Source organism: Clostridioides sp. ES-S-0006-03 (assembly GCF_020662275.1).
GTDB lineage: Bacteria > Bacillota > Clostridia > Peptostreptococcales > Peptostreptococcaceae > Clostridioides.
Genome location: NZ_JADGMM010000001.1, coordinates 1 through 16393, shown reverse-complemented (window position 1 = coordinate 16393; position 16393 = coordinate 1). Strand labels below are relative to the sequence as shown.

Genomic DNA, 16393 nt, shown 5'->3' with positions numbered 1-16393 from the left:
CAACTATATATTTAATGCTACTTCAAAAGCTTCTTTTGTTGCATCCAATGCTCTACGAGCCTTTACTGCATCCCCAACAACATAAGTTTCATTCACAAATTTCTTTACTTCTTCGCTTAATGGGTCATAATTACGAGAACCCATAGCAAGTACTACTGAATCGAAGCCTTTTAAATTATCTTCTGTTCCATCTGCAAGTGAATAGTCAACTCCATCGTTATAGAATTTAGCAACTTTAGCACCAGTAACAGTATGTATATTGTAACTTTCAAAATCATCCATAAGGAATTTACGATGTTCAGAAATTACATCTGCACCAACTTGTTCTCTTAATTCAATAACAGTAACATCATGTTCTTGTTCACCAAGGAAGGCTGCCACTTCACAACCAACCATTCCACCACCAACAACAAGAACTTTCTTTCCACAAGATTCTTTTCCATCAAGAAGATCCACTGCATGTATTAATCCTGATTCATTAATTCCTGGTATAGGAAGTACAAGTGGAGTTGCACCAGTAGCTACAATAACTGCATCAGGTGATTTTTCTTTTATAAACTCTACTGTAACTTCTGTATTAGTGTATATTTTTACACCATATTGATTGCACTTTGAAATATAACTACGAACTAAATTAGTAATATCTCCTTTACCTGGAGGATATGCAGCTAAACGCATTTGACCACCAAGCATTTCAGATTTTTCAACTAGAGTTACCTTATGCCCTCTCTCAGCACATACCCATGCTGCAAGCATACCTCCAACACCACCACCAACAACAAGAACTTCTTTTGTAGTTTCAGCTGGTTTAAGTTCAGATTCATGACCTAATATCGGATTTGCAAGACAAGCTATAGGCTTACCTTGGAACATATTTGGCACACAACCTTGTAGACACGCAATACATGGTATCATTTCATCTAACTTCCCATTTTTAGCTTTGTTAGGCATACTTGGGTCAGCTAAACTTTGTCTACCAAATGCTACTAAATCACATCTACCTTGACGAACCATTAATTCAGCAAATTGTGGCTCTGTATAGCGACCAACAGTTATTACTGGTATACTAACAGATTTCTTTATTTCTGTAACTAAATCTGCACTAAATCCAGCATGAAGAACTGTAGGAGCCCACATATATTCATCATGTATATGTATACTACGTGAAACATGAAGTCCATCTACTCCACAATCTTCTAAATAAGCTGCGATTACTGAACTATCATGTACATCAATTCCACCTAAAATATCATCTGTACTATTTATACGACATAGTATTGCTATAGAATTACCTACCTTTTTACGTATATTTTCAATTATAAGGCGAGGTAATCTCATTCTATTTTCAAAACATCCACCAAATTCATCTACACGTTTATTTGTCCTTGGTGATATAAAGCTACTAACTAAATATCCATGAGCACAGTGAACTTCAACAGCATCTACACCAGCTTTTTTTGCACGTAACGCAGCATCTCCATAAGATTCTATAAGTTCATATATTTCTTCAGTTGTTATTGCTAATGGTGTATTACGTCCATTTGACGCAGGTATTGCAGAAGCAGCTTTTAAAGGATACCCTGCAATTTTTTCATTTCCCTCAGAACCAGCATGTTGTAATTGTATAGATACTTTTGAACCTGCATTATGACAGGCATCTATTACATTTTTAAAACTATCTATTGTGCTATCATCATACAAACAAGGTTTACGAGGTCCTCCTTTAGCTTTCTTATCCACAACACTAGATTCTATAGTTATTAATCCAAAACCACCTAAGGCACGTTCAAGATAATAAGCCTTAGAAGTTTCACTTAAAGTACCATCTGTGTTTGCGAAATTATTTCCCATAGGAGGAACTACAAAACGGTTTGGAACTGTCATTGAACCAATTTTTATAGGTGTAAACATAGAACTAATCTTCATAAGGTTTTCCTTCCTTTCAAGTTTTATATTTTTTTCTTATATTTTTATGCTTTATATACTTTAATATCGAATAAGTCTATTTTTATTTTGGAGATACTTCTGGCCATGCTTTATCTAATACTTTTTTAGTTGCCTTAAATACAGTCTCAGCTGTAGTTGATAATCCTTTAGCTACTAAAGAATCAGATATTACTTCAACACCTATAACTTCTGGTGATATATTATGTTCTTTGATTATTTTTACAAATTCTTCTGTATTTCCATATCCTTCACCTGGAGCTACACGGTCATGTAGTGATTCATCTCTAAGTTTTTCATAAGGTGTCTCTAAAACATCACAAACTTGAATTGATACTATCTTTTCTGCTGGAACAGGTGCAAGGTCATCTACTGTTTGTTTTGCTCTAGCCCAGTGCCATGTATCTAATATAAGCATTGCATTTTCACGGTTACATCCTTTTACAACACGCCAAGCAGTAGCTAAATCTGGCACACCGCTGTATGGCATAAACTCAAGTCCTATAATAAGTTCTCCTGCTCTATCACATAATTCTCCTAATGCAGTTATAATTTGTTCTTCTGGTACCATTTCTAATAGACCACAGTTTATATGTTTAACATTAAATAAACGAGCCATATGATAAACATTTTGTTCTTTTTCTTGTTGAGCTTCTGTTCTATCCTCTTTAGTCCCCCATTGAGTTATATATTCTACTTCTGTAACTTTCATATTATATTCATCAAGAATTGAAAGCATTTCTTCGTCTGTAACTCCAGCGTTTTTTGCATCCACATAATTTTCAGCACGTAATCCAATGCCATCAAATCCAGCTTCTTTTGCAATACGCACTCTATCACGGAATGAAACTTCTGTGCCTAATGTATAAGAACTAATAGTAATTGGAATGTTAATATTTTTTTGATTATTCATAATTTAAATATGCCCCCTTTAATTTCTTTATAATTAATCTTTTTTTTGATTTTATTTTTTTATTTATTCTACTAGTAGCATTATTTTACTTTAAAAATAAAAATATTTTTTTGATTTATCTTTATCTAGATTTTATAAATTCATTGTATCATGAGACTTTATTAATAACAAATTGATAATTTCCTATCAATTCATAGATTTTGTTTATAGATTTTATTGATAATATAATTTATTAATATATACCTTAACTCTATCTATCTAAAATTTAAGACAAAAAACGATAAATTTCTTTAAAAGCTTTTATTATTACGCTGTAATCATATATAATAAAAATGTGAAAAACTTCTTTAAGGTCAACTTCTTTAAATACATACAAATAAAAAATACGATACTCATGAAAGGATGAACAAAAATTGAACTTATATCACTTACGCTATTTTGTTACATTGGCACATTTAGAGCACTATACAAAAGCAGCAGAAAATTTATCTATAACACAACCAAGTTTGAGTCATGCTATTTCTTTGTTAGAAAGTGAACTTGGAGTGTCTCTATTTGAAAAGGAAGGTAGAAATATAGTTTTAACTAAATATGGTAAAATATTTTTAAGAGACGTGGAAAAATCATTAGAAATCTTAGACTCAAGTGTAAAGTCACTAAAGATAACGGGTACTGGTGAAGGTCAAATTGACTTAGCTTTCCTTAGAACACTTGGTACAGACTTTATACCTGATATGGTTCATAGATTCTTAAAATCTAATCCTGATAAATCAATTGACTTTAAATTTCATACAGGTGTAACTACTGATATTATCCAAGGTCTTAAGGAAAGAAAATACGATATTGCTTTTTGCTCAAAACTTGAAAAAGAGAAGGGAATTGAATTTATACCTGTATCCAAACAAGATTTAGTATTAATTGTACCATATAGCCACCCACTGGCTACAAAAGATACTATAGATTTAAAAGAGACAATACCTTATCCTCAAATAGTATTTAATCAAAGAAGTGGACTTAGATATATAATTGATGACATGTTTAAAAAAATAAATCAACAACCTAACATAGTTCATGAGGTAGAAGAAGACCAGGTAGTTGCTGGATTAGTTGCAAAAAATTTCGGTATAGCTGTAGTACCAAATATGCCTATGCTTAAGTTTACAAAAGTAAAAGTAATTCAAATCGTTTACCCAAGTTGGGAAAGAAATTTTTACTTAGCAGTTATAAAGGATAGATATTTGCCTCCTGCAATTAAAAATTTCAAAAACTTTGTCATTAAAAATGCTCAATTATAAGTATTAATAAAAGAGGTTATTTTTAAATAGTCTCTTTTTTAGGGTTTCTTCCAAAATAAAAAAATCTATACTTCTAAAAGTATAGATTCTTAACTGACAGTCGGCATCCGAGTCTCAGTAATAATCGTTATATAACAGCAACTGTATTTCAATTCCTGAATAACTAAGTTATTTATATTATATCAATTTTCTAAAAATTTGTCAATCTATCTATCTCATTTTTTCAAGCCATGGTCCAACAGGCTCTACAATCGGAACTTCTTTAAAACCCCAATTTCTTATGTCATTTAAACTAGTTGGAGTGTATATTTTACTTCTTACAGATTTAAATATTTTATTTTTTTCTCCATATTGCACACATTTTGGATTTGCTTCTATTAATCCTCTTCTAGCTCTACTAAGAGGATTACATAGAATATCAGCTATTTCTAAACCTTCTTTGTAATCTACATCTTCCTTTTTGGCAATTATAAAACCTTTTACCTTGTCTCTTAACTCTTCATCTATATCTAAATATATTGTTCCATTATTAAAAACATCAAAAAATGCCTTTTGTACTTTTAAATTTGAAACATCATCTCTTGATTCAATAACGATTCTTGCAGACTCTACATTTTCATTATTTACAAATGAATAGAAATTTTGAAGCACATGTATAAAAGCTACAACATAAGGTTCCTTTGAAGGTGCATAGTATTTTTTTAATCTAGCCTTATCTACTGTTACTGATATTATGGTGCACTCTAGTTTAGATAGAAATAAAGGTAATTCATCATAAAATAACTTAATTTGTGAATCATCAAACCTTTCAAATGCTCTTGACTTTCTGGATATATCAGTCAAGTGTATTCCTATATTACTAGTTCCAAAGCAATAATCTTTAAAGGCATCCATCTCTTTCCTTAAACAACAGACATAATCACCTTGACTCACTGCGTATTTATATTCAAAAATTACTCCTGTTAATGTAAATGGGTCCTCATGATTTATATCAGCTCTCCCACTTTCATCAATAAACATTATATACTTCTTCTTTATAATTTCACTCACCCTCTTAACATATGATGATATCACCTATATTTATTTTATATGAGTTTTGAAAATATTCCAAGATTTTTAGATAACTTAAACTTAATTTTGTAATAAAAAAATTGAGATATAAACAATCAAAGCTTTAGGCTGTTGAATTTTACATCTCAATTTCATTTTATACATTATTTATATAGTTTTATTATTTTCTAAGAATATCTATTAATTTATCCATACCTATATAAGATACTCCTCCTCCAATTTGATAAGGAGTTTCAACTTTTTTATTTGCAAATACTCTATTTTGTTCTGCTGATAATCCTGAATTATCCATTAAAACTATTGGTGAGTGTAATTTTGCAGCTAATGGTCCAGCGGATAAAGCATCTACTAAAGCATCTGATTTGCTAACTAACACAGATTGTAAATCAGTATCGCCATAGAATTTTTCTATAACTTTAGCATTAGTATCTAATCTGTCATTTCCATATATTCTATTTCCTGAAACATCTTCAGTAGTTATTTCATTCATCTTAGCTATTGTTGAATCATTAATTGCATTTGGTCCACCTATAAAATATGCATTTTCTAATTTTCTTTCTGTTAGCCAAATATAAGATTCTTCTGTAATTCCATCTTTCTTAACTAGTATTATAGGTTGTTTTTCTTCTCCAGCTTTAGAAGCTACAGATAGAGCATCTGCCTCTCCATTTCCAGAAACCATATAAGCTGTCTTTATTTCTTCTCTGTTTCCAAGTTCATCAGCTATTCTTACAGCAGTTTGATATCTATCTTGACCTGATATTCTCTTTGTCTCTGCATTAAAAGTACTCTTTATTTCTTGCTCTAATTTAGAACTTATTGCATTTTCTCCACCTATTAAAATTACTGTTTTAGGTGCTAATGAATTCATTTCTGCAACAGTTTCAGTTGGTAATTTATCTGTATTAGTAAGTAATATTGTTGCATTGTAACTACTTGCCAAAGGCGTTGCTGTTATTCCATCTGCTATTGCATTTCCATTTACTAATACAACAGTATCTGAACTATCAGCACCCCAATTTCCAACTTCACTTATTTTTTTAGCTGTATCAAATCTATTTGCTCCTACAACGGTGTTCCATGTAGGGTTTATTGTTCCATCTTCATTGAAAGTATAATCTTTTCCATCTATTTTTTGAGTTCCTGTTAGCATTTTACCTTCTTTGTCTAAATAGTAAGATTTACCTTCTAATTGCTGCCATCCTGTTTGCATTACTCCTGTTTTATCAAAGTAATACTTATTACCATCTATTTCTTGCCATCCTACTACTGATAAGCCATCATTTCCTAGATAGTATTTCTTGCCATCTTTTTCTTGCCATCCTGTTTGCATTACTCCATCTGAATTAAAGTAATAAGTTTTTCCATCAATTACCTTCCATCCAGATACTCTTACTCCATCAGTTCCTAAGTAATATTTTTTGTTATTAATTGTCTTCCATCCTGTTTGCATTACTCCTGAAGCATCAAAATAATACATTTTTCCATTTACTTTTAACCAACTATTTTTTTGGTATGTTCCATCAGATTTTACATAATACTTCTTACCATTTTCTGTTTTCCATCCTGTTTGGTTTAAATTTATCTTATATTTTGCTGCTATTTTAGTATAACTGTCATTACTATAATCTATAATTACATCTGAACCTACTGGAACTTGGTCAAATAACCATCTAACCTCTTTATTGTGCATTCTTATACATCCACCAGAAATGTGTTTTCCTATAGAACTTTCATTATTATTTCCATGTATCCCATATGTATCTCCATAAGTTCCTTTTAGTGCTAATCCCATCCATCTATCTCCTAATGGATTTTTTGGGCTTCCTCCAGGTATATTTCCTTTATAATATGGTCTATTTTTTATCTTGTTAACTACCTTTGTTTTCCCTGTTGGTGTCTCTGAACCTTTTTTCCCTGTTGCAACTTTAAATTCTTTTACAAGCTTGCTATTTACAAAATATCCCAGAGTGTTTTTTCTTGAGTTTACTATAATTACATGTTTACTGGCTGCACTTGATTCTGGTACACCACATGCAAATACTAAAACTAAAGTCATTGCTAGTACTAAATACTTTTTTAGACTTTTTTTCACTACAACTTCCCCCTCTTTTAGAAACATAACTACACGCCTCTAATTATAACATAAAATTACCAATATCTTGTATTTACAAATTTGTTACATTTACCCCTTTAATATACATTTTATGCTTCGTATCCATTTGGATTCATACTTTGCCATCTCCAAGAATCTTGGCACATTTCTTCAAGTTCATATTTAGCTTTCCATCCAAGTTCTTTCTCTGCTTTTGATGAATCTGCATAACACATTGCTACATCTCCAGCTCTTCTTCCAACAATTTTGTATGGTATCTCTTTTCCACTGGCTTTAGAAAATGCTTTAACTAAATCAAGAACACTATATCCTTTACCAGTTCCTAAATTGTAAACAACAAGTCCTGGATTTTCTTCTAATTTTTGTAATGCCTTTACATGACCAGCAGCTAAATCTAATACATGTATATAATCTCTAACTCCAGTCCCATCATGAGTTGGATAATCATTTCCATATACACTTAGTTCTTTTAATTTACCCACTGCTATTTTTGTTATATAAGGCATTAAGTTACTTGGAATTCCATTTGGTTCTTCACCAATTCTTCCACTCTTATGAGCACCTACTGGATTAAAATATCTTAAAAGTGCTATATCTAATGACTCATCTGCTTTTGATATATCCACTAACATCTGCTCTATCATAAGCTTAGTTCTTCCATATGGATTAGTTACAGAAAGCGGGAAATCTTCTAATATCGGACAAGTATGTGGATCTCCATATACAGTAGCTGATGAACTAAATACAAATTTCTTAACACCATATTCTCTCATTAATTCAAATAAATTTAATGTACTTATTAGATTATTGCTATAATATTCAATTGGCTTTTCTACTGATTCTCCAACTGCTTTTAAAGCTGCAAAATGTATAATAGATTCAATATTATTTTCTTTAAATACAGTGTGCATTTCATTTTTATTAGTTATATCAATATTATAAAATTTTACTTGTTTTCCAGATAATTCTCTAATTCTATCAACTACTATTGAGTTACTATTACTTAAATTGTCAACTATAACAACTTCATAACCTGATTCTAAAAGTTCTATTGCTGTATGGCTTCCTATATATCCTGCTCCTCCAGCTACTAAAACCGCCATAGTAATTACCTCTTTTCTAAATTTATTTTTCGCTTACTTTTTTTCTCATATAAGCCATTAAATCATCTTTTAGATTTTCTCTTTTTAGGGCAAAATCTATTGTCGCCTCTAAAAAACCAATCTTATCTCCCACATCATACCTTCTTCCTTCAAAATTATAAGCATAGATAGCTTCTTGTTTTCCAAGAGTTTGAAGTGCATCTGTTAACTGTATTTCTCCACCCTTTCCAGGTGTTTGTTTCTCTAATATATCAAATATTGCAGGAGTTATTATATATCTTCCAAGTATGGCTATGTCTGATGGTGCTTCTTCAATTGCAGGCTTTTCAACCATATCTTTAACTTTATAAACCCTATCTTCTATATGTTTTATATCCAATATTCCATATTTGTTTGTATCTTCTTTAGCTATCTTTTGAACACCTAGTACAGTTGTTTTATATTCATTATAAGTATCTATTAATTGCTTTAGACAAGGCACATCTGAGTCTACTATATCATCACCTAATAATACAGCAAAAGGTTCATCCCCTATAAAACTTTTTGCACAGTAAATTGCATGTCCAAGACCTTTTGGCTCCTTTTGTCTTATATAGTGAATATTTACCATATTTGATATATCTCTTACCATTTCTAGCATTTCTGTCTTACCTTTTTGTTCTAATTCTAACTCTAATTCAACTGATTTATCGAAATGGTCTTCTATAGATTTTTTATTTCTACCTGTTATTATAAGAATTTCTTCAATTCCTGAGTCTATAGCTTCTTCTATTATATACTGTAAAGTTGGTTTATCTACTATAGGAAGCATTTCTTTGGGCTGTGATTTTGTTGCTGGTAAAAATCTAGTTCCTAGCCCTGCTGCTGGTATTATCGCTTTTTTTACTGTCATCTGCATTTTTTCACCCTTCTTCGTAAATTTTCTCTTGTACCAAATTAATATACCATATTTATACTTTTTCTTCAAACTCTATATTATCCCAATTCTTAACATTACAAGAACATAAAGGTAGATGAAATTTCATCTACCTTTAGTTTTTATAAGTTAATATATTATATTGTCTATATTCTACCTAAAACTCACATAGGTACTAAATTTCATCCAAAATACCCTTTATATCACTATCTATATCATCATCCAAATACGAATCTAAATCTTCTAAATCCACTTCTAATTCTTGATATGTCATGTCAACACTTACATCTTCATCTATATCCATTTCTGATATTAATTCTCCTAAGATGCTATTTCCATCAGTATCTAAATCTCCATCTATATCTTCACTTATATAGTTTTCATTCAAGACTTCATCTAAATCAATCTCATAATAAACTTCATTATTTTTTTCATCACTTGAATTCAGACCTAAAAACTCATAATTAAAATTCCATACATTGTATTTACTTGACATACTTCATTCCTCCTGTGAAAAACATATTTTCATCTAGCTTATTGGCTCCATAATCAACAGAATTATATATTTTTTCAATTATGTCTTTTCTTCTTTCATTTGTATTATTATTTAATGTCAATTGTCTAAATACATATGTATTTGTTATTCTCTCGAATAATACTTCTTTTATACTATCATCATTAATATTTTTATAATTTTTCCATAAAACTTCAAATAACTTAAACATCTCTCTACTAGTTTCATCCACATAGTAAGGATACATATTTTCTACTAAATGATTTAATCTTGATATAGCTTGTTTTAAAAATACATCCAAGTTTGCACTTTCACTTTCCTTTAACATCCTATAATTGTATCGCTTCTTATCTTCACCTGATATTACAAATATAATATTATCTAAACTTTTTTCAACTCCATCTAAATAACTACTTATATTGTATGATAAATCAAAGAATAAATTTTTAATCTGTCTAAATACTTGTACATCAAGTTTTGCATTATACTTTTCAAATAACTCTATATCTTGATTTTCTAATATTCTTGGAGTATAGGCTGATATCAAGTCTAAATTATTTCTCTGTTCTTGTATCTGATTATAAAGTGCATTTATGACTTCTATTCTTATTTCATCATTCAGTTCTCTTTCTAATACTTTATCAAATTCAGATTTCATGTAATAAATATTTCCAAAGAAATTAAATATTATCATATCATTCATAGCTTTAGACCAATTTTTATATAAAATCTCAACAGAAACGTCTTTAAGTAGTGGTTTTTTTGCATATATAAAGACATCTTGCATAAGTTTTTGAACCATACTTCTACTTAAATTTAAAATTATTTTTTGATTATTAAATTTTATTTCTGTTTCTACAAAATCAGAATTTTTACTTTCAATATCTCTATTAATTACAATATCTTTAACATCACTATTTTTTATAGATATAATTTCTTTTTGGAAAGACTTCATTATTGTTAAACTATTAAAATCTTCTTGGATAAAAAATGGGGCATGTTTTAATGTATATCCTACTATTTCATTTTCTATATCTTTTAAATCCTCTATTTGCATAGCTTCTTTATTTTTATCATTTATGTGCAAGTTAAATACATTTTTATTATCATATAATATAATGTCTTCTCCTAAAATTAACTTTGAACAATTATCTTTTGTTGACTTAACAATAGTTTTTTTAGACTTCTTATTTATAAAAATAAGTTGATCCTGATATTTTACTAAAAGCATATTAGTATTTTTATAATCAAATCCATCTATATTTCCTGATATTTTACAGAATACTATCTCACAATCTTTAGGAAGATTTCCTATTTTCTTATTATCTTTAACTCTCTCACTTAAATCGGCTGGAACTATATTTTCTACATTATTATTAAATATAGAAATAGACCTTACTATAAGACCTTCTCTTTCCATATGAAAATAACCCTTTAGAGAAACTCTCTTATCTTCTAAAATATATCTTTCTATATCATCAAAGTTTATTTCAAATCTATTTTTTCCACTGATAAATATAAACTTTTCATTATCTTTATTAATTCCACCCATATAAAATTTATTATCATCTAAACTCAAGATAGTCATGTTGTCTTTTAAATAAAATATAAATTCTCTTTGGTTCTTACAGATTAAATCATATTCATCTAAAGTTATTTTCATAGTTAAACTTGCTGTAACATTCTTACTTGAATTCTCACTTTTTATATAAAAAGGCAAGTTATCTCCATAAATGATTATTTGAGAACCTTCTAAAACTGCTTCTAACTTTTTTTTATTATCTGAAAAACTATATATATATTTTACCCCTGATTCATCATTAACTTCATCTGCTTTGCTGATTATAATATTACCTAAATTTGTTATATGAAGTTTCTTAGATTCTTTTGAATATCTACTGATACCACTAAGCTCAAATCCATCTGAAAGCTCATATATAATTTTTTCTCCTAATTTCAACATACCTTCACCGCCTAAACAAAATTATAATTATTTTCTAAAGGTGAATAAAATGTCTCAAAATAAATAATATCTTTTAATACTTTTTATTTTGAGACATAATTCGTCCTTATTTAATAAATATCCTAAGCACCTTCAACTATTTCTTCATAAAGTTTATCTAAATGTTTAACATATTCACGATATCCAGATTTATTTTTTAACTCACTTCTTAAATCTTCATATTTTTGTCTAAGTTCTTCAGCACTTAATGAAGGAGCTGATTCTTTCAAATCTTCTAATTTGTAATCATAGTACTTATCATACATCGCTATATATGTATCAATAGATTTCTTAGCTAATTCATTACATTTTTCTTGTGCTTCTCCATACTCAGAATAATCACCTATCTTCACTTTATAATATCCATTCTCTTGAACTATTGTTGAAGAAATACCTTTAGCTTCATATTCTTTTGCTGTTTCTTTTGCTGTTGCTTCAACTTTAAGTGAACCTGCATAGACAGTATAATATACACCTTTACCGTCTTTATATGCTTCCATCTCTTTTGCTTTCTTTTCAGCTTTTTCTTTTTCCTCTGCTTTTGCCTTTTCTTCTGCTTCTTTCTTTTCTTTTTCAGCTTTTGCTTTCTTTTCTTCTTCTGTTTGTTTATTGTTGGCTTGTTGCTGAGTTGGTGCTTTTGGAGGTGTCGTGTCTTTATCATTTTTCTTGTTATTGCCTACTGTTATAAAGTATCCTACACCAACAATTGCCACTATAACTATAGCTATAATAGTCTCTTTTAATCTGCTTTTTTTAGAACCAACCTCTTCATCATCTATAGAATCTTCTTCATTTGATTCATAATTTTTTATTTCTGTTTTCTTTTCCTTAGAATTAAACTTAGAAGAATGTTTAGACTTTTTGCTATTTTTTTCTTTCTTGTTAATAGGTATTACTACTGATTTTTCACTTTCTACCTTTTTTTCTTCTGCTTCTTTTGGCATTTCATCACCTAATCCCTTACTTTCTTTTTCAGATTTAGGCTCATTACTTGCTGATAGTTTTTTATCTAACTCATCATTATTTATTGGTTTTTCTATTTTTATGTTGCGTTCTTCTTCTAAACTTTGGTTTATTTCTTCTAAGTTTTCTATATTTTCCTTAATAGATTCATCAGCTTCACCTGGAACTGTATCAGAAGTATTATCTAATCCAATCTCTTCCTTTTCAGTTTCTTCTAGCACATCCTCTTTTTTGCTTTCCTTTTTCATAAATCCAAATAATTTATCTTTTTTTCTACTCTTCTTATTTTCTGGTTCAATTATTTCTTCTTTATTTATATCATGATCTTTTTCAATATCTTCTTTATTTTCTATAGCATTCTCTACATTTTCATTCTTATTAATTACTTCTTCTTTAGTATCTTCCTCTATAGAAATGCTACTTCTAAAACAAACATCTTTATCTGCATTTTTTATCATATAAATATATTCTTCAATATCAATGTCTTTATTTTTTCTAGTTCTCTTTGATACAATATCGTGATTTTCTAATTCAGAAGATTTATCTTTTAGAACAATGTGTGCTTCTTCCCAAACATTTTCACTAATTTCTGTTTTATTTTTAATTACATAATCTATGAATTCCTTAAAATTTTCAGCACCAAATTCTCCAATTATAGTTAATCTCATCGCACCTTCTATAAGGTCTCTATTTCTTCTCTTCAAAAATTCTAATGCAACTGTTGCACAAACAAAGTCTTTAATAACTTCTCCACCAAAGCCATAGCCTTCAACATAAGGAAGTTCTTCTAACCCACATAATTTTTTATATTCATTATATACAGTTTGAGATATACTTTCATCATTTAAACTATTTAGTTTATCCATAAACTTTGCTTCTACATCATTTATCTGCGGTTCTTTTCCTAATTCTGACTTTTTAACTGAATTTAATAAAACATCATTTTCTGAATTATCTTTACCTAATTGTAAATCTTCAATTTCTGTTGCTTTTATATCTTCACTGCTTTGTTCAGAATTCTCTTCTATATTTTTAGGTACTACCTCTTTGCTACTAGCTAATATCTTATTTACACAGAATATTATTTCTCTTTTTAGTTCTCTTTTAGCATCAGCTTGATTCTTAAGAAATAAACTTGCACAATCTTTCTTTTCTAAACTTATCTTTCTAAGTGTTATATTAAGAAGGTCTTTATATAGATTTAGAACCTTATAATCCTTTTCTAAACGTCTTCGTCTCTCTAATAGGTCCATTTTATCATAAGCTAAAAAACTACTTAAATCGTTGGCTTTTAGACAGTCTAAACCATCCTTCATTGCCTTATTTACATACTTTCTACATTTAGCTGTAGTTAATTCTAATTCTTTCTCTAATTCATCTATTTCAGGTATGTATTTATCTACTATCCATTTCCCGATAAGCGGTTCTGTATTTCTTGCTAATGTTTTATAAAACAATATATTAAATTTTAAAAGCTCAGCATATTTTGCTTCATTGAATTCTACTTTTTCAAATTTCTTTTCTAAAACACCTTCTAATTTTTCATTTATCTTAGACTCTTGTTTTAAAAAACTTGCTGTGACATTTAAAACAGTATTTCTTATTATATTATTTTCACTCAAAACCTTCACTCCTTAAATCAATTATTTTATTGTGATATTTACATTATGTAAAATTACTAATTTGATTATGATATTTTAATAATTAGTTACTAAATTTACTACATCTTATATCATATCATATTATTTACATCATTTTACTTTTTCTTTTTATATCCATCTTATATTATACCATTTTTAATATCTGTACTAACTTATATTACAATATTCCACAAAATTTTGAAAGTAAATTAGACAAATTTGCAAATAAAAAAACATCAGTTTAAACTGATGTTTCACCTATCGAAAAAATTAAGCAAGTCTATAAGCGGAGTTCTGTATTAGATAATCATCTTTCTAGGCTTATTGTCACCAATAAGCTCAAGCGACCTACCTACCGGAGAGTACGAGCAGCACTCTTTATTCCTATCTTGGTCTTGCTCCAGGTGGGGTTTACATAGCCAACTAGTCGCCTAGCTGCTGGTGAGCTCTTACCTCGCCTTTCCATCCTTACCACTTAAGTGGCGGTTTATTTCTGTTGCACTATCCTTAGGATTGCTCCCACTAGGTGTTACCTAGCACCCTGCTCTATGGAGCTCCGACTTTCCTCATGTAAAATTACATGCGATTATCTGGCTTACTTAATATTCATTTTACTTAGCTATATTATCATAAATACTTAAGTATGTCAAAGTAATATTATACTAAAAATTTAAATTTCTTCAAAAATAGTGTAATATAGGTATATAAACTATTATTTATGATTTGAGGTGGAATGTTGAAAAAATTATATAGAGTAATAATTAATATTATATTAATATTAGTAATAATCTATAGTGGATTTAATATATGCTTAAAGCTTAGCAAGTACAGCCATGATACTAAAGTATCTGCTCAACTTCAGAAAAAAGAAAATAAAAAAGAAGACTTATTAAAAATAAACAAAGATTTTAAGTTTTGGCTTTCTGTTGATAATACAAATATAAATTATCCAGTTGTACAATCTAAAGATAATTCTTATTATCTTGACAAAGACTTTTATGGTAAAAAATCTATCTCAGGTACATTATTCATGGATTATAGAAATAAATCTCTGGATGACCAAAATGTTATAGTATATGGACATAATATGAAAAACAAAACAATGTTTAATAATCTAAATAAGTTTAAAGATGATGATTTCTTTAAAGAAAACAATCAAATAAAAATCACTATGGATGGAAAAGAATTATTATATGAAGTATTTTCTGCCTATATTGTAGAATCTGATTATGATTATCTAAAAACAAGCTTTAATAGCGAATCAGACTATCAAAAATACATAGATGCTATTACTTCCAAATCATTACATAAATCAAATATGAAAGTAAGTAGTAAAGATAAGATAGTTACACTTTCTACATGCACTTATGAATTTGATGATGCTAGAATGGTAATCCATGGCAAGTTAGTTTCAAATTAAATATACATGTCTTTTTAACAATTCTTACACAAATAATCAAATTTTTGCGTTAAGGTATTCACATACAGATTAAAATAATTATTTTAATCTGTATAGCTATTTCTTACTTAATAGCTATTTTTTACTTAAATTTATCAATTTCCTGTCTATTTCTATAAACTATATAAAATAATAAATATATTATATAATAAAAAAGACTATGTTAAAAACATAGTCTTTACTGGAGCTGGTGATAGGAATCGAACCTACAACCTGCTGATTACAAGTCAGCTGCTCTACCGTTGAGCCACACCAGCACACTTATTCTATTGTGAGTTAAATTAACACTCTAAAAACTGCATATATATTTTAATTAATGAACATCAAATAAATATTGGTCAAGTCCTCGACCTATTAGTATCGATAAGCTAAATACATTGCTGCACTTACACCTTCGACCTATCAACCAGATAGTCTTTCTGGGGTCTTACCCTTGCGGTGGGAAATCTTATCTTGA

General features: G+C 28.9%; 11 protein-coding genes, 1 tRNA gene, 1 rRNA gene and 1 other RNA gene. 2 read left to right on the top strand and 12 right to left on the bottom strand.

Annotated features, from left to right (window positions below; translation table 11 throughout):
• Positions 1-3: 3 nt before the first annotated feature.
• On the bottom strand, positions 4-1926 hold the full coding sequence (locus tag IR151_RS00070) for an FAD-dependent oxidoreductase (RefSeq protein ID WP_227432358.1): 1923 nt from the start codon (positions 1924-1926) through the stop codon (positions 4-6).
• Positions 1927-2008: 82 nt separating this feature from the next.
• A complete protein-coding gene (locus IR151_RS00065; protein ID WP_227432357.1) occupies positions 2009-2857 on the bottom strand; it encodes a sugar phosphate isomerase/epimerase family protein in 849 nt (282 codons plus the stop codon).
• Positions 2858-3270: 413 nt separating this feature from the next.
• Here IR151_RS00065 and IR151_RS00060 point away from each other — a divergent pair, with 413 nt between their 5' ends.
• A complete protein-coding gene (locus IR151_RS00060) occupies positions 3271-4152 on the top strand; it encodes a LysR family transcriptional regulator (RefSeq protein WP_227432356.1) in 882 nt (293 codons plus the stop codon).
• Positions 4153-4362: 210 nt separating this feature from the next.
• Here the strand turns inward: IR151_RS00060 and IR151_RS00055 are convergent, their stop codons facing one another.
• The 8 genes from IR151_RS00055 to rnpB all read right to left on the bottom strand — a co-directional run bounded on the left by IR151_RS00055 (position 4363) and on the right by rnpB (position 15079).
• On the bottom strand, positions 4363-5172 hold the full coding sequence (locus tag IR151_RS00055) for a DUF3800 domain-containing protein (RefSeq protein ID WP_255613040.1): 810 nt from the start codon (positions 5170-5172) through the stop codon (positions 4363-4365).
• Between the two features lie 211 nt (positions 5173-5383).
• On the bottom strand, positions 5384-7318 hold the full coding sequence (locus tag IR151_RS00050; RefSeq protein WP_227432354.1) for a cell wall-binding repeat-containing protein: 1935 nt from the start codon (positions 7316-7318) through the stop codon (positions 5384-5386).
• Between the two features lie 110 nt (positions 7319-7428).
• Entirely contained in the window at positions 7429-8442 is a 1014-nt protein-coding gene (gene galE, locus IR151_RS00045) for a UDP-glucose 4-epimerase GalE (protein WP_227432353.1), read from the bottom strand.
• Positions 8443-8464: 22 nt separating this feature from the next.
• On the bottom strand, positions 8465-9340 hold the full coding sequence (galU, locus tag IR151_RS00040; protein ID WP_285894577.1) for a UTP--glucose-1-phosphate uridylyltransferase GalU: 876 nt from the start codon (positions 9338-9340) through the stop codon (positions 8465-8467).
• Positions 9341-9533: 193 nt separating this feature from the next.
• On the bottom strand, positions 9534-9854 hold the full coding sequence (locus tag IR151_RS00035) for a hypothetical protein (protein WP_227432352.1): 321 nt from the start codon (positions 9852-9854) through the stop codon (positions 9534-9536).
• Positions 9844-11835 (bottom strand): hypothetical protein, encoded by a 1992-nt coding sequence (locus IR151_RS00030; protein ID WP_227432351.1) that lies wholly within the window; start codon positions 11833-11835, stop codon positions 9844-9846. Before IR151_RS00030 ends, IR151_RS00035 begins: the two co-directional genes overlap by 11 nt.
• Positions 11836-11957: 122 nt before the next feature.
• Positions 11958-14468, bottom strand: a complete 2511-nt coding sequence (locus IR151_RS00025) for an SPOR domain-containing protein (RefSeq protein WP_227432350.1) — start codon at positions 14466-14468, stop codon at positions 11958-11960.
• A gap of 276 nt (positions 14469-14744) precedes the next feature.
• An RNA gene (gene rnpB, locus IR151_RS00020) (RNase P RNA component class A) lies at positions 14745-15079 on the bottom strand.
• 131 nt (positions 15080-15210) lie between these two features.
• Between rnpB and srtB the strand changes: the two genes are divergently transcribed.
• The gene (gene srtB / locus IR151_RS00015) at positions 15211-15897 is read left to right on the top strand and encodes a class B sortase (protein WP_285891634.1); all 687 of its coding nucleotides are present in this window, start codon (positions 15211-15213) and stop codon (positions 15895-15897) included.
• Positions 15898-16118: 221 nt separating this feature from the next.
• On the opposite strand, the gene IR151_RS00010 is transcribed toward srtB, so the two are convergent.
• Together IR151_RS00010 and IR151_RS00005 are read right to left on the bottom strand one after the other, a co-directional pair.
• Positions 16119-16193: transfer RNA gene (locus IR151_RS00010), tRNA-Thr, on the bottom strand.
• A gap of 77 nt (positions 16194-16270) precedes the next feature.
• A 23S ribosomal RNA gene (locus IR151_RS00005) occupies positions 16271-16393 on the bottom strand; the annotation flags it as partial.

Coding starts and splice junctions, on each gene's coding strand:
- IR151_RS00035 (WP_227432352.1), bottom strand. CDS start 9,854: ATGTCAAGTAAATACAATGTATGGAATTTTAATTATGAGTTTTTAGGT.
- IR151_RS00070 (WP_227432358.1), bottom strand. CDS start 1,926: ATGAAGATTAGTTCTATGTTTACACCTATAAAAATTGGTTCAATGACA.
- IR151_RS00030 (WP_227432351.1), bottom strand. CDS start 11,835: ATGTTGAAATTAGGAGAAAAAATTATATATGAGCTTTCAGATGGATTT.
- galU (WP_285894577.1), bottom strand. CDS start 9,340: ATGCAGATGACAGTAAAAAAAGCGATAATACCAGCAGCAGGGCTAGGA.
- IR151_RS00055 (WP_255613040.1), bottom strand. CDS start 5,172: ATGTTTATTGATGAAAGTGGGAGAGCTGATATAAATCATGAGGACCCA.
- IR151_RS00065 (WP_227432357.1), bottom strand. CDS start 2,857: ATGAATAATCAAAAAAATATTAACATTCCAATTACTATTAGTTCTTAT.
- srtB (WP_285891634.1), top strand. CDS start 15,211: ATGTTGAAAAAATTATATAGAGTAATAATTAATATTATATTAATATTA.
- galE (WP_227432353.1), bottom strand. CDS start 8,442: ATGGCGGTTTTAGTAGCTGGAGGAGCAGGATATATAGGAAGCCATACA.